Here is a 14724-nt window from a genome sequence, read left to right as displayed (position 1 = left end):
GTGACGAGGCATCATGCAGTGGGTCAATGGACAACCGAGCGCAACAGTACCGATCACCGATCGGGGACTGCAATTTGGTGATGGTTGTTTTACCACGGGCCAGAGTGCTCAGGGTGTGCTGCAGCAGGCTGATGCCCACTTCGAACGATTGATGTCGACCTGCCAACAGCTCGCGATTGATGGTGTCGATTGGTTACGGCTACAGCAAACGGTCGCTCACGCTTGTGCGCAGTCAAACCAAAAGCAGGTGGTCAAAATCGTGATCACGCGTGGGCAAGGTGGACGCGGCTACAGCCCCGCAGGGTGCCAGCAGCCAACCGATATCGTGACCCTTCACGCTTTTCCTCAGCATTACTATCAATGGCAGCAGCACGGGATTTCGTTGGCGACCACTGAAAGACAGCTGGGTGCCTCCCCGTTGGCAGGCCTGAAACATCTGAATCGGTTGGAGCAAGTGTTACTCAAGCGCGAACTTGACCAACGCAATAAGCTATCTTCAGCCACTGTCGACGATCTGGTGGTATGCGATCTGTTTGGCAACCTTGTCGAGACCACAGCATCGAATCTATTTTGGCGTCAAGGCGCCGATGTGTATACGCCCGCGCTGCACTATGCCGGCGTAGATGGGCTGATGCGTCAGCGCGTTATTGCGATGCTTGAGGAAATTCCTGGTTATCGCTGTCACTTGGTGCAACAAGGACCGGATGTGCTTGATCAAGCGGAGGAAGTCTTTATCACCAATACCCTAATGAAAGTGGTCCCTGTGAATCACATTGACCACATATTGTATTCTGATCATACGCTGGCAAGCGCATTACAGCAGAGGTTAAACGCGTGCTAAAAAAGCGAATATTCGGGCTGATCAGCCTATTTATGTGTCTGCTTGTCGCGCTGGCAGGCTGGACGCTTTGGCAGACGAAAGCCTATGTGGCGTCACCGTTAAATCTTGAGTCACCACAACTGGTGACGATTGCGAAAGGGGCGCATTATCATAAAGTTATCAATCAATTTGAAGATAAAGGTTGGCTGACGGCGACAGTATGGGCCAAGGTAGCACCTCGGGTGTATCCTGAGTTGACGCGGATTCAAGCGGGTACCTTTCAAATTCAGCCGGGGCAAAGCTTAGCTGAGGTGTTCGCAACCTTACGTGAGGGGCAGCAATATCAAGATGCCATCACCTTTATCGAGGGAAGCACCTTCGCACAGTGGCGCTTACAAATGGCATCGGCACCGCATCTCGAGCAGACATTGACGGCGCTTGATGAAGCTGACATCGCCAAGCGGTTAGGGGCGGAGTACACCAAGCTTGRAGGCTTGTTACTCCCCGAAACCTATTCCTATGATGTGGGGGATACGGATTTGTCCTTGTTGCGTCGCGCATACCAAGCGATGCAAGCGTCACTCGATAAGGCATGGCAAGATCGGGCCGATGACCTGCCGATCGACTCGCCGTATGAGCTGTTAATTTTGGCCTCCATTATCGAGAAAGAAACCGCGATCGATGCCGAGCGCACCAAGGTGGCTTCCGTCTTTGTCAATCGGTTGCGTCGGGGAATGCGTTTACAAACCGACCCGACGGTGATTTATGGCATGGGTGACAACTATGATGGCAATATTCGTAAACGAGATTTACGCACCCCGACGCCTTACAATACCTATGTGATAAAAGGGCTACCGCCAACGCCGATCGCCATGCCGGGTGTGGCATCACTGATGGCGGCGGCACAGCCTGCCACCACTCAATACTATTATTTTGTCGCGACAGGGAAAGGCGGCCATCAATTTTCTACCACGCTGGCCGAGCATAATCGAGCGGTGCGTGATTACCTAAAAGTGTTAAAGAGCCAATGAAGAACCATTTTATTGTTGTAGAAGGCCTCGAAGGGGCGGGTAAAAGCACGGCTATTGCAAAGGTGAAGCAGGTGCTACACCAACATGGCATCGATGACGTGATCACCACCCGTGAGCCCGGTGGCACACCGCTGGCCGAGCAAATGCGTACCTTGGTTAAGCAAGGTCACCCGGATGAGCCTCTCACCGACAAAGCCGAGCTATTACTTTTGTATGCGGCGCGCGTACAGCTGGTAGAAAACGTCATAAAGCCGGCTTTAGCGAATGGCCAGTGGGTGATTGGCGATCGCCATGATATGTCCTCGCAAGCCTATCAAGGTGGTGGCCGTGGCATGGATGCTGCGCTGATGCAAAGCCTTAAAGCCACGGTATTGGGGGATTTTGCGCCCTCGCTGACCTTGTATATGGATATTGAGCCTAGTCAGGGGCTTGCTCGTGCTCGCGGTCGTGGCGAACTGGATCGGATTGAAACCATGCAGCTCGACTTTTTTGAACGGACACGAGCACGTTATTTGGCACTTGCTAAGGCGGATCCGAGCGTGGTGACTGTCGATGCGGGACAGCCACTCGACACGGTTTCTCGCAGCATTGAACAGGCCTTAACCCAATGGCTAACGACACAAAACACGCCATGAGTGACACAGTAACGCCATCTATCCCAGCACCGGAGGTGTTGCCTTGGTTTGCACCGATGTGGTCTCACTGGCAACACTTACTGACGCAACAACGTTTGCCGCATGCGCTATTGCTCGCGGCGCCAATCGGCAGTGGCCGTGGCGAGTTGGTAAGCGTGCTGGCAAAAACACGCTTATGCCAAACACAGACAGAGCAGCCTTGTGGGCACTGCCATAGTTGTCAGCTTTATGCAGCCGGCAATCATCCGGATGTACATTGGCTAAAGCCAGAAAAATCCGGCAAACAAATCAGCATCGATGCGGTGCGTCAAAGCCAGCGTAAAGCGACTGAAACGTCTCAACTGGGTGGCGCACGATTCATTATTATCGAATCGGCAGAAATGCTCGGTGAAGCTGCCGCGAATGCATTACTCAAAACGCTTGAGGAGCCACCCTCAGCCTGTCATTTTGTTTTGCTCAGTGATTCGCTAGACACCTTACTGGCGACAATCATCAGCCGTTGTAGCGTGTGGAAAGCGCCCCAACCGGAGATGCAGGTGGCCAAGCAATGGGTCGAGCAAGCATTACAGCGAGATGTGCCTTATCATGCGGTTGCGCTATATCGTGGCGCACCATTGGCGGCAAAAGAATTTGTGGCCTCAGGGGGATTGGATCATCACCATGCGGTTGTGACTCAGCTAGCGGACTACTTGGTCACACGCTCGGGCCTATTTGACTCGCTCGACCAGTTGGTTTCACACTATCCCGCTTCATTGGACTGGGCCAGCTACTTTTTGCTTGATGTGATGAAGTGGCGTCAAGGGGCGACCAACGCGCTCATTCATCACCATCACCAACCTGTGGTAGTAAAAGTGGCTGAGGCGCTAGAAACCCATCAATTACACAGTCAGCTGCGCGCGCTACATCATATGCAACGGCAACTGACTAAGCATTCAGGGCTAAACACGGAACTTGTGATTAGCCAGTGGTTATTAACGATTGGAGAATAACGTGTTAATAGACTCTCATTGCCATCTCGACAAACTGGATTATGACGTACTACACCAGAATGTCGCCGATGTATTAGATAAAGCGAAGGCAAGGGGTGTCGATTACTTTCTCTCGGTGGGGGTTACGCTGGATAGCTTCCCCGCGATGTTGGAGATGATTCGTCCTTACCCCGAAGTCTTTGCCTCGTGTGGTGTTCACCCACTCGATATTGAAAACGGGTTCGATTATGACCGTTTAAAGGCCCTTGCCGCGGATGATCGTGTGGTGGCCATTGGCGAGACAGGATTGGATTACCATTACCAACCTGAGTTAGCCGAACAGCAACAAGAGATTTTCCGCCAGCACGTACGTTTAGCGGTAGAGCTTAATAAACCACTGATTATTCATACCCGCGCGGCACGTGAAGATACACTGACGATTTTACGTGAGGAAGGGGCTGAACGTGTGGGTGGCGTGCTACACTGCTTTACAGAGAGTTACGAGATGGCCGAAGCGGCTATTGAGCTAGGCTTTTATATTTCTATCTCAGGTATCGTAACCTTTAATAAGGCGACCGAGCTTAAAGAGGTGGTACGCCGTTTACCGCTAGAGCGCTTGTTGGTAGAAACTGACTCGCCTTATTTGGCGCCGGTGCCTTATCGCGGTAAGCAAAACCAGCCTGCTTATGTGCGGGAAGTTGCCGAGTATATCGCGCTGCTCAAAGGGGAAACGGTTGAGACGGTTTGTGATGTCACAAGCCGCAACTTTTTTGCGCTTTTTAGCGGTGCGAAAGCTAATTAATTCAAATAGCCCGGCAATAATGCCGGGCTTTTTCTTCTTTTGCCATTTCATTGGATATCGGGTGAGTAAAATAAAATCGTTTCACGCCGTATGATGCATGTAACCCACCTGACGACGTGCAGATACGGCTGTTATTTTTTGGTCAAAATCACGTCATGTTGACGTCAAAGTGACCTCGCCGACAATGTCGTTATCGATTTTTGATTTGAATCAAAAACACCATAAATGCTTGAAATTTAAGGATTAATAAGATTTCTTTCACCGCTATTACGCAATGTATTAATTCGTTACGTAAAATTACTTTCCGCTTCGCTCTCACCGCACAGGTTGTACTTTTCCAATTTTTGCTTTTAAAAACAAAAAATACTTTTATATCAGTTTCTTATGAGTATTTTGTTGATTTTGTCAGCATGTTTAATTGTGATCTATATTTACTTTTTAATCAGTAAAATCATCGTACGTAGGCAGGGTGATGATTCGCACCTTATAGTTTGGGTGAGTTCAATAATCACAAATCGCAATGACTCTCAGGCGTCCGACGTTTTCGGGCCACCTGTAGCGGGGGAGCCGAATGGTTAGCCACGAGAGCATGCATTGTTAACTTCCTTGTCAGGAGCAAGACTATGTCAAAAAACCTCTTTGCTAACCTGCAAAAAGTCGGTAAGGCGCTGATGCTACCAGTATCCGTGCTACCGGTAGCAGGTATATTGCTGGGTGTTGGTGCGGCCAACTTTAGCTGGATGCCAGATATTGTTTCTCATCTGATGGAACAAGCTGGTGGGTCTGTGTTCGGCCAAATGGCACTGCTTTTCGCTGTGGGTGTCGCGCTAGGCTTTACGAATAATGACGGTGTTTCCGGTCTGTCTGCGATTGTCGGTTACGGCATCATGGTGGCAACACTTAACGTGATGGCTCCTGTGATGGGCGCCGAAGAAATCAAGACGGGTGTACTCGGCGGTATTCTTGCCGGTGCTGTGGCTGCGTGGACGTTTAATCGCTTCTACACTATTCAGCTGCCTGACTACCTTGGCTTCTTTGCGGGCAAACGTTCGGTGCCAATTATCACCGGTTTCCTCTCTATCGCACTGGGTGTCATCCTTTCTGTTATCTGGCCACCAATCGGTGGTGCGATCGCTACCTTCTCTCACTGGGCTGCTGAGCAAAACCCTGTTACCGCATTTGGTATCTACGGTATCGTCGAGCGTGCATTGATCCCATTCGGTCTGCATCACATCTGGAACGTACCTTTCTTCTACGAAGCAGGTAGCTGTGTGAACAATGCAGGCGAGCAAGTGAATGGCATCATGACTTGTTTCTTGACCGCTAACGACGTGACTCGTGAAGCAGGCAACGGCTTCGGTCAGTTAGCCGGTGGTTACCTGTTCAAAATGTTTGGTCTACCAGCCGCTGCATTTGCGATTGCACACTCTGCAAAACCAGAAAACCGTGCCAAAATCATGGGTATCATGGCGTCAGCAGCACTGACTTCATTCCTAACTGGTATTACTGAACCTATCGAATTCTCGTTCTTGTTCATCGCACCTGTACTGTACGGTATTCACGCGGTGATGGCGGGCTTGGCTTATGTGTTGACCAACGCACTGGGCGTGGTACACGGCCATACTTTCTCTAACGGTTTCATCGACTTTATCGTACAAATGCCACGTGCTGAGAACGTGACCACACTAGTACTGCTTGGCCTGGGTTATGGTGTTCTTTACTACATCGTATTCCGCGTGGTTATCCGTGCCCTTGACCTGAAAACGCCAGGTCGTGAAGACGAAACCACTGAGACCTCAACAGCGACTGGTTCTGAGCTAGCGGGTGACTTGGTTGCAGCCTTCGGTGGCAAAGACAACATCACAGGTCTGGACGCATGTATTACACGTCTACGTGTATCGGTGGCAGACACTGAAGTGGTTGACCAAGACAAGCTTAAGCAACTGGGTGCAGCGGGTGTTGTGGTTGTATCCGGTGGCGTACAAGCCATCTTCGGGACAAAATCAGACAATCTACGTACAGAAATGGATGATTGGATGCGTAGTCACTAATCAGTGACAACACCTTCCAAGAATATTAAGGAGAGCCATCGGCTCTCCTTTTTTATGTGTATTTGCCCCGAGGAGAAAGATGAGGGACGTTATGCGCCGAGGGAGAGAAAAAATAGCATTAGTACCGGAACCAACAGACTTAAAATAAAGCCGCTAACGATCGCAATCGGCACACAGCGAATCCCGCCAGTGCTTTGAATAATGGGCAAGGTAAAGTCCATCGCGGTTGCGCCACCATAGCCAATCGCCGTGAGTGGATAACGGCTAATAATCATAGGGATCAACATAATGGCTACCAGCTCGCGGGCAAGTTCGACAATAAATGAAGCGCCACCATAGACGGGACCGAGCCCATCTCCCATTAAGATCCCTGCCAATGAATACCAGCCGAACCCGGATGCCATCGCAAGGCCGTGATGATAAGGCAGATCGAGTAACCATGCGGCCAATAAACCACCCGGCAGTGAGGTGATGACGATGAGCGCGGCGATCACCACGCCTTTTTTATTCAGCACAATTTGTTTAAGGGTCATGCCACTATTGCGTAATTGAATACCAATCAAAAACAGCAGAAGTAGCAGAATGATCTCGCTGGCGGTATCGACCCAAGATAAGTCCATTTCTACGATCAGGCCAACGGCGAGCCCCACGAAGACGGCGGCTATCAGTTTGCCAGATTCAGACATCATGGTGCGTAGCTTTAGTTTGTGTTGATGGCCCTGCGTATCCGTCGGCCAGATTTTATCTAAAATCGGTAACGCGAGGAGGTTGGCCCCCCCAATACAGACAAAGAAGGTTGCCGCGTAGACACCAATAGTGGAAATGTTACTCCCTAGGTTGTCGAGAGCAGCTAAGCTCAGGCCCATCAGCAATAAAATCACGATCACCAGTCGGACGGTTAGCGTATTAACCCAATGAACATGCTGAGGCCGCTTAAGGAGTATGAGGTAGCCCACGATAAGGGGTAAAAAGATCAGTAACATCCCTGAGAACATCGATTTTGCTCACAATAAAGAAAGAGTCCATCGAGGTTATCAATCGGTTAATAGTCTGGTCAATAAAATCAGACAGCTGTGATATGGAATCACACCACAGCGTGACAGGCGCATTGGCAGTTAGATGCTGCTCGCTTCGATGACAGCGTCAAGTTCACGGGTAAAGTCCAACTCGTTCAAGTTAGACAGTTCATAAAGGGCTTCAGCCCCGGGCGCGGTAAGCTCAACGTCATGGTCGTCAATGGCGTCATCATGGTTACGGAACATGAGCAAGTGATTCGCCATGCGTGCAATATCTAAATAGGTAATGTCTGGGCGAGCCTGTGTGTATAGCTTGGTATTAATTGCCACTTCAATGTAATCACGCTCAAAGTGCCAATTTTGAAGGATGAGTCGACTGCAATCGCCCGATAAGTTGAAGAATACTTGTTCGGCAATATCAAACTTAAGGTAGTGGCCTTCATCGAGAAAACGTTGGAATTCGCCAATGATGCTGTACAAACCAATATCAGCGAGTAGGCCAATGATTAAGGCTTTTTCTGGCTCAACCGGCAAGGGCTCATCACAATAGCTATGAATTTTCTGAGTCACCAACGCCATAGCAGCCGCAAACTCACGGGATTTTTGCGCGCTTCGCTTCAAAATGTGATTGCACTGTGGGCCAAATTTGGCTTGGCTTTTTAATTGATAAATGGCTGCCGCAGTCACGATCCCTAGCACACGGTCGACTCCTAATCGGGAAACCGCAGTTTGGATATCTTTGCATTTGCCGGTGGCCCGCGGTGCAAATAAAGCGGAGTTTGCTGCTTTGAGTACTGCACCACAAAGGCTAGGATCATCGATCAACAAGTTGGCAATGTCGCGCATCGTGGTATGAGGCTGTTTGCTGGCACGCTGGATTGACAGAACGACATCCGGTAAAGGAGGAAGGGCAAGGCGATTGACACGGATGGTTTCAACGGCGCGTTTGTAAAACTCAGTTTCTATGCCGCGTAAGTATTTATCGCGATCGGGGGAGACCCAAAAGAATGACAGATGGTCCATAAGTCCTGATTCTATTTTTTACCGTCTTGTATGGTAATGCGGACGCACAGGAAAGAGAACCGCGAACACGTGGATTACTCGTTTTTTCCGTTCCTTTGTTGATACTTTGAACAACTTGGAGTAGGAGCTAGCGTTACTCGTCGTTTTCGAGCGGGTAACGTAGCAATTTATCGATAAACTCCGCGACCTGATTTGGGCTAGGTTGTGACAGCAATAGCTGTTTTTGTTTGACTTCAATAGGCAGCAGCTCGAGCCAACGCAAACACACCCACCCAAGTTCGTCATATTGCGCGAGGTTAAAATGGTGATATAACGCAGGGTTGGAACGATAGTATTGTGCAAGTTTGTTGCTTAAATATTCATATTCCTGTGGTGTATTTTGCTGTCGCCATTGGGGGAGTGGCGAATACGTGCCTAGCTTTACGTCATTGTCACCCAGTGTAATCGATTCGACTTTTACACATTCGATGCCTTGCAGTGTTAGCGCCATATGATGGGTATCGTGGCGATCAAAATCCGCAACGTGGCAGAGGGTCACGATGGGAGAAATCGCACTGGGTGTCTCGAGTTCGCACCCTTCTTCTTGCATCGCAATCAGAAGTTCAGGCGGGTTACCCGCTTGCGATAGCACACTTAGGTAAAAGGCTTCTGGCACAATATAAGTGTGCAAGCCTCCGGGGAGTAAGTGACTGGTTTTAATTAATACGGGCTTCGTTGACATCGTATCCTCGAGTAGAAAACATCCTTTCTTTAAATTTAGCGCACTTAGCTAACTTGGTTAAGTCTTCATCACTATTCCTGTCTGTTTAAAACGAAATACGAATGCTTGTTAAAATACCCTTGATAATTCCATGTCTTTTTAGGGGTCAAATTTCTGTACAGTGATCTGATGCATAGAATTTCATATTCACATCATGCACTATTTCGCGTGTCTAATTATTAGGCTTAGTGACCGCGTTTTTGGTCACCACTTTTTCGCTCAGGAGAGAAATAGGAGTTACCGATGAGTGTGGTATTTAAAGCCCATATTGTTAAGTACTTGAGCAACTTCGGTGCAATGGAACAACGCTCAATGTTTGGCGGAACAGGGTTTTTCTACGACGGCGCGATGTTTATGTTGCTGACCGATAAGCGACTGTATTTGCGAGGCGGTGGCGCGTTATCAGAAAAGCTACTCGACAAAACCTGTCGTAAATTTGTCCATGTCAAAAAGAGCTCAACCGCGGTTGTTAATTATTACGAAATAACCAGCTTATACATTCAAGACGATCCCGAATTAGGTCAGCTTGTCAAAACATCGATCGATATTGCGGTGGCAGACAAAAAACGCAAAGAGAGCTTAGAGAGCCGACGACTTCGCGACCTGCCTAACCTGCGATTGACCATTGAGCGTATGCTGAAGAAATCTGGCGTTGAAGATGTGCGTACATTTAATCAGCTTACTCCCGAGGAGCTGTTTCGCCGTGTGCAGATGACTCATGGCAAAGACGTGGACGTCAGTCTGTTGTGGAAATTTGCTGGTGCGCAACAAGGTTGTCACTGGAAGCTGATTGAAAAAGAAGAGCGCGATCGTTTACTTGCCGCTGTTTAATACCCATTTTTCGCGCAGACAGCCGACCGAATAGGTCGGCTTTTTTATGTTTAGGGTCTAGCAAAGTGAGGCGGATGGCGCGAATATACTCAGATTGTGCGAAAAATGTGACGCTTGGATAAATAATCGACGGTTAAACCATAAAAGTGCAATTTATACGTGACAGGCGAAAAAAGTTATGTAGAATTCAAACCACTTAGCCGAGAGGTGAAACGTAAAGGCGCGTTGGCAGAGTGGCTATGCGGCGGATTGCAAATCCGTGGACCTCGGTTCGACTCCGGGACGCGCCTCCATGCACTTGGCTAAAAAAATACGGACGCGGGATGGAGCAGTTTGGTAGCTCGTCGGGCTCATAACCCGAAGGTCGTCGGTTCAAATCCGGCTCCCGCAACCAACTTTATGTTGCAGAAAAAGTTTATTTGGTTGAAGCTCATTCAACACGACCTACGGTCGTCGCAATTGCATTGCGCGATAAATCCGGCTCCCGCAACCAAAGCGACATTAGCTCAGCTGGTAGAGCGCAACCTTGCCAAGGTTGAGGTCACGAGTTCGAACCTCGTATGTCGCTCCAAATTACAACAGTGGCGTAAGCGGCTGAAAGAATTGTGCCCCGGTGGTGGAATTGGTAGACACAAGGGATTTAAAATCCCTCGGCGTTCGCGCTGTGCCGGTTCAAGTCCGGCCCGGGGCACCATTAAAAAAGAAGACGGCGACCAGATTGGTCGCCGTTTTTGCGTTTTACGACCGGCGAGTTTGCACGCTGTGTTAAAAGCATTATCCCAGTCACAATATTGTCTAAGTGACAATTATATCATCATTGAATTTAGATGCTTTTTTGCCTAAAATTTAACCATAATGAAAGAGGGCAGTATGCACAGGCCAGAGATGCAAAAAAAAGCAAAACAAGTCACACAAAAAATGATTGATCGCGCGGTGGCAAGCTCGACGGCAATAGAAACGCAAGCAACCACGGAAGAAGTAGAAGCTAAATTAAAAGAAAACCGACGAAAGTACCAAGCGCTCGCATTGGCCGATTAGCCATTCACTGCAGTAAGGACGGCGAGAAGCCATGGTTATCGGCAATAAACGGTGACCTTGTTAACCCTGTGGGGAACTGGGTGGCAATACATCTTTTACTAAGCGTTCCATATGCTGGTAATCATGGCCGACGCCCGCCTGAATAGCGGCAATATAAAAATCTTTGTTTTCCTCCCATAGCCGATAATCTAGCAACCCTATCCCTGCCTTTTGACACATCACATCAATCAATAAGCGAGAAATGCGTCCATTTCCCTCTCGGAATGGATGGATAAGAATGAATTCAACATGGCTTTGCGCTAAAAAGTGAATGAGCTCTGTGCGTGTCATCGTTGGTAAATTGGGATAATCCGTTAAGTAATCTCGTTCAAACTGAGTGAGACAAGGACCAATTTGTTTCGGTGAGGTGAAGCGAAATCCCGCCTTGCTCAGTTCGACATTTCGCACCTGACCAGCCCACAAATAGACATTCCCGAGCCATTGCCGGTGCCAACTGGCCATAGTGTTAAAGCGCAGTGCGCGAGGAAAGTGTCCACCGGTAAAAATCCTTTCGTAGAGTTTAGACAAAAGCACTGCCTCAATATCTTCTATGTCGTACAATTGCGTGATACCGAGTAAGTTACGTAAGACTTGCTCATTCGAGCCAGGTTGATATTGCGCCTCTGAGGCTTGCGTCTCATAACGTGTCATACCTGTCTTCCTTGCTTGTCTGTCACCATGGTCTTAAGGATACGACATTCGCCATGATCAGTTATGTTGCCTGTTGCGATGGCGCTGGCTGTTATGTCATAGGCTTTGAGTATAGTGGATAGGTAATGGGTGTTACGCTGGATACAGGAGTAAAAAAGCAGCGTCGAAACGCTGCTTGAAAAGGGAAGGGGTTAGACCATGCTGAGGCAATGGATCTCATTGTGATGTGCCAAGCGATAATGAATATCGGCAGGATCCTGACAGGGGCACTGACGAACGATGGTCCCCCGTTTTATCCACATTTCCATCATGGCGTCCACGCCGTCTGGGGTCAGACCATACTCTTTGGCAAGCGCCTCGGCACTAATGACACCCGCCTGAGTGACACTGGCTTTGAGCTTTTGCAGGATCATAATAGGTCTCCTTAAACCAATGAGGATGCTTACCGATGTAGCGCATTGCGGCAACTACCGCGATGAGTAGTGCCGAAATACCGCCAATGTAGAGTGAAGCCGAAACCGGTGAAACACTGATCTGACTGAGTTGGTAACACAGGGTCGCACCGCTGACGGCCAGTAACATTGACCAACTGGCAATGAACATAGCGAAACGGCGACCAAACTCGCGAGTGTAAGCGCCCATCGCCGCCACACAGGGGGTATAGAGCAAAATAAACATCAAGTAGGCCAGCACGCTGGCGGTGGAGCTAAAGTGGTGATGCAGGTTGTCGAATGTGGCGAGACTGACTTCTTGCTCTTCTGCTGCCAATTCGGGATTATCGATATCACCCACGCTAACCGCCAGTGGATCACTAAAATCAATATCAAACAAGTTAGCAGGAATGCTTTGTACTGCCTCTAGCAAGGCATCACCAATCGTGGTGGAGGCTTCCTCAACATTTGAGGGTGCATAGAGGTTATTAAGCGTACCAACGACGGCTTCTTTGGCAAACAAACCGGTGACAAGGCCTACGGTGGCCGGCCAGTTATCTTCTTCAATACCAATTGGGGCGAGTGCAGGTGTCACGACTTGCGCGGCTTTAGACAGCACGGACGTGTCGCTGTCTTCGTGTCCAAATGTGCCATCTGTGCCGAGCGAGTTGAAGAAGGTTAAAATGGTTACCACCAGTACAATGGTTTTACCGGCCCCCAACACAAAACGGCGTAGCTTCTGCCAAGTATTGCTCATCACATGGCGTAATCGCGGCAATTCATAGTCTGGCAGCGTCATGAGCAAGCTTTCACTGTGGCCGGGGTAAAGCGTGTGACGCAAAATCAGGCCGGTGATGATCGCCACCACAATGCCCAGTAAATAAAGGCCAAAAACCAGGTTTTGCCCTTGTTGTGGGAAGAACGCGGCCGCAAATAAAGCGTACACCGGCAGCCGTGCACCACAGGACATAAAGGTAGCCATGGTAGCCGCGGTTTTGCGCTCATTGATTTGTTCTAAGGTACGGGTTGCCATCACTGCCGGCACTGTGCAGCCAAAGCCCAGAATTAAAGGGACGAAGGCCTTGCCCGGCAAGCCGATCTTTTGCATTAAACCATCGAGTAAGAATGCGGCGCGTGCCATATATCCCGTGCTTTCGAGAACGGTGAGGAACAGGTACAAACCCGCAATGACGGGAATAAAGGTCGCGACAGTTTGTATCCCGCCGCCGAAGCCATCTGCGATAATGGTGACGATGGCGGTCGGAAGTACCCCATCCAGTAGCTGGTGGGTGCCATCGACGAGAATTGCGCCAGCGGCAATATCAAAAAAGTCGATAAATGCGCCGCCGATATTAATCGCAAACACAAACATGGCGTATAGCACGGCAAGCAAAATAGGCAGTGATAAGAAGGGGTTAAGAATAACCTTATCAAGCTTTTCAGTATTATTGCGACTTAAGTGGCGATGCTCACGACGGGTGTCATGCACCAAATCGCGGATATAGCTGTAGCGTGCATCGGCAATCAGAATATCGGTATCATGCTCGGCGATCGATTGGCAGGCTTGCGCAAAGATATGTTGTTGCGCCTCGTCACTGCCATCAGGCAGGCGACCACGTTCGAGACATTCTAACAGGTGCGCGCGTTGGTTCACTTGTCCGGTCGCGGTACGAATAAAGCTGGCGCCAAGGTGGGCTTGTATCCAAGCTTCGATGTGCTCACCGTAGTTCAGTTGCATGGCGTCGCACTGAGGGATGTCGCTCACAATATGGGACAGTTGGTGGCGAAATGTCGCGACGCTGTCTGCTTGGCAGGCGGTGACGGTAAGGACAGGACAGCCTAACCACGCTTGCAGTTTAGCGATATCCAGTTGTTGTCCGTTCCTATCGAGCAGATCCATTTTGTTGATCAGCACCACCATAGGCACACCGCGCTCGCGCAACTGCACCGTTAAGTACAGCCCGCGCTCTAGGCTGTTGGCATCCAGTACGTTGATGATGACGTCACTGTCACGGCTATCAATCGAAAAGGTAGCGATTTGCTCATCTAAACTTGCGTCAAAGCCAGCGTTTAGCGCGTATAGGCCGGGTAAGTCGGTGATTTCAGCTTCAGTATTATCTAGCGAGAGCTGGCCGACTTTTTTATCCACCGTCACGCCCGCCCAGTTGCCGACCTTTTGGCGAGAACCGGTCAATGCGTTAAACAAGGTGGTTTTACCACAGTTGGGATTACCGGCAAGAAGAATGCGTGTTTTACTCATGACATAGCCTCCACATCGATCAGCTTGGCGATTTCACGACGGACAATGAGTTGTTCGTTGTCGAGGCGTATTTGCAATGGGTCGCCCAAAGGTGCTCGCCGAACCAGCTCAACGGCGGTGCCCGGGATCAATCCCATGACGGCAAGGCGATGGCGGATAACAGCTGGCACATGATGGACACTGGTAATGCGTGCGGCTTGGCCGCGACCGAGAGTCGACAGTTTCATAGTGCGAGATCCAAATAAGAATGGTTTGCATTGGATATTACGCTTAAATTTCACGTGGTTTCTTGCTTAGGATCAAGCAATTTTTAGTGAGCATCTTGTCCTGAAAGTAAGACGATGAAAGAAATGGTGACAAAGAGGTAG

General features: G+C 49.4%; 15 protein-coding genes and 4 tRNA genes. 12 read left to right on the top strand and 7 right to left on the bottom strand.

All coding sequences use genetic code 11. The annotated features are described in order from the left end of the window. Window positions 1-13 precede the first annotated feature (13 nt). From pabC to ptsG, 6 genes are all read left to right on the top strand, one after another. Entirely contained in the window at window positions 14-841 is an 828-nt protein-coding gene (gene pabC, locus BZJ18_RS07800) for an aminodeoxychorismate lyase (protein WP_077455998.1), read from the top strand. Continuing rightward, entirely contained in the window at window positions 835-1851 is a 1017-nt protein-coding gene (gene mltG, locus BZJ18_RS07795) for an endolytic transglycosylase MltG (protein ID WP_077455997.1), read from the top strand. The genes pabC and mltG overlap by 7 nt, the downstream gene beginning before the upstream one ends. Beyond that, window positions 1848-2486 carry a dTMP kinase gene (gene tmk / locus BZJ18_RS07790; RefSeq protein ID WP_077455996.1) on the top strand — a complete coding sequence of 213 codons (639 nt, stop codon included), beginning with the start codon at window positions 1848-1850 and terminating at the stop codon, window positions 2484-2486. The genes mltG and tmk overlap by 4 nt, the downstream gene beginning before the upstream one ends. Then, a complete protein-coding gene (holB, locus tag BZJ18_RS07785) occupies window positions 2459-3475 on the top strand; it encodes a DNA polymerase III subunit delta' (RefSeq protein ID WP_241824932.1) in 1017 nt (338 codons plus the stop codon). Before tmk ends, holB begins: the two co-directional genes overlap by 28 nt. 1 nt (window position 3476) lies before the next feature. Next, window positions 3477-4256, top strand: a complete 780-nt coding sequence (locus BZJ18_RS07780; RefSeq protein WP_077455995.1) for a TatD family hydrolase — start codon at window positions 3477-3479, stop codon at window positions 4254-4256. A 623-nt stretch (window positions 4257-4879) separates the two neighbouring features. Further along, window positions 4880-6307: a PTS glucose transporter subunit IIBC gene (gene ptsG / locus BZJ18_RS07775; RefSeq protein ID WP_077455994.1), complete on the top strand. Its 1428-nt coding sequence runs from the start codon at window positions 4880-4882 to the stop codon at window positions 6305-6307. A gap of 89 nt (window positions 6308-6396) precedes the next feature. Here the strand turns inward: ptsG and BZJ18_RS07770 are convergent, their stop codons facing one another. The 3 genes from BZJ18_RS07770 to BZJ18_RS07760 form a co-directional block, all read right to left on the bottom strand. Beyond that, window positions 6397-7302: a lysine exporter LysO family protein gene (locus tag BZJ18_RS07770; RefSeq protein WP_077455993.1), complete on the bottom strand. Its 906-nt coding sequence runs from the start codon at window positions 7300-7302 to the stop codon at window positions 6397-6399. 120 nt (window positions 7303-7422) lie between these two features. Next, on the bottom strand, window positions 7423-8346 hold the full coding sequence (locus BZJ18_RS07765) for an HDOD domain-containing protein (RefSeq protein ID WP_077455992.1): 924 nt from the start codon (window positions 8344-8346) through the stop codon (window positions 7423-7425). Window positions 8347-8479: 133 nt separating this feature from the next. Continuing rightward, window positions 8480-9067 (bottom strand): LON peptidase substrate-binding domain-containing protein, encoded by a 588-nt coding sequence (locus BZJ18_RS07760; protein WP_077455991.1) that lies wholly within the window; start codon window positions 9065-9067, stop codon window positions 8480-8482. Window positions 9068-9349: 282 nt separating this feature from the next. On the opposite strand from BZJ18_RS07760, the gene BZJ18_RS07755 reads away from it, so the two are divergent. The 6 genes from BZJ18_RS07755 to BZJ18_RS17265 all read left to right on the top strand — a co-directional run bounded on the left by BZJ18_RS07755 (window position 9350) and on the right by BZJ18_RS17265 (window position 10975). Continuing rightward, window positions 9350-9937: a TfoX/Sxy family DNA transformation protein gene (locus BZJ18_RS07755; protein ID WP_077455990.1), complete on the top strand. Its 588-nt coding sequence runs from the start codon at window positions 9350-9352 to the stop codon at window positions 9935-9937. Window positions 9938-10156: 219 nt separating this feature from the next. Next, window positions 10157-10230: transfer RNA gene (locus BZJ18_RS07750), tRNA-Cys, on the top strand. Window positions 10231-10254: 24 nt separating this feature from the next. Beyond that, window positions 10255-10331, top strand: a tRNA-Met gene (locus BZJ18_RS07745). Window positions 10332-10432: 101 nt separating this feature from the next. After that, window positions 10433-10508, top strand: a tRNA-Gly gene (locus tag BZJ18_RS07740). Window positions 10509-10544: 36 nt separating this feature from the next. Continuing rightward, window positions 10545-10631: transfer RNA gene (locus tag BZJ18_RS07735), tRNA-Leu, on the top strand. Window positions 10632-10807: 176 nt separating this feature from the next. Further along, window positions 10808-10975, top strand: a complete 168-nt coding sequence (locus BZJ18_RS17265) for a hypothetical protein (RefSeq protein WP_158011264.1) — start codon at window positions 10808-10810, stop codon at window positions 10973-10975. Between the two features lie 60 nt (window positions 10976-11035). Here the strand turns inward: BZJ18_RS17265 and BZJ18_RS07730 are convergent, their stop codons facing one another. The 4 genes from BZJ18_RS07730 to BZJ18_RS07715 all read right to left on the bottom strand — a co-directional run bounded on the left by BZJ18_RS07730 (window position 11036) and on the right by BZJ18_RS07715 (window position 14583). After that, window positions 11036-11665, bottom strand: coding sequence for a Fic/DOC family protein (locus BZJ18_RS07730; RefSeq protein WP_077455989.1), 630 nt, complete (start codon window positions 11663-11665; stop codon window positions 11036-11038). A 191-nt stretch (window positions 11666-11856) separates the two neighbouring features. Further along, window positions 11857-12078: a FeoC-like transcriptional regulator gene (locus BZJ18_RS07725; RefSeq protein WP_077455988.1), complete on the bottom strand. Its 222-nt coding sequence runs from the start codon at window positions 12076-12078 to the stop codon at window positions 11857-11859. Further along, a complete protein-coding gene (gene feoB / locus BZJ18_RS07720) occupies window positions 12029-14356 on the bottom strand; it encodes a Fe(2+) transporter permease subunit FeoB (RefSeq protein WP_077455987.1) in 2328 nt (775 codons plus the stop codon). The genes BZJ18_RS07725 and feoB overlap by 50 nt, the downstream gene beginning before the upstream one ends. Continuing rightward, complete coding sequence (locus BZJ18_RS07715; RefSeq protein ID WP_077455986.1) at window positions 14353-14583, bottom strand: FeoA family protein; 231 nt, start codon at window positions 14581-14583, stop codon at window positions 14353-14355. The genes feoB and BZJ18_RS07715 overlap by 4 nt, the downstream gene beginning before the upstream one ends. Window positions 14584-14724: the final 141 nt, after the last annotated feature.

The organism is Salinivibrio sp. IB872, assembly GCF_001995345.1.
GTDB lineage: Bacteria > Pseudomonadota > Gammaproteobacteria > Enterobacterales > Vibrionaceae > Salinivibrio > Salinivibrio proteolyticus.
This window is presented reverse-complemented; position numbering and strand designations above follow the sequence as displayed.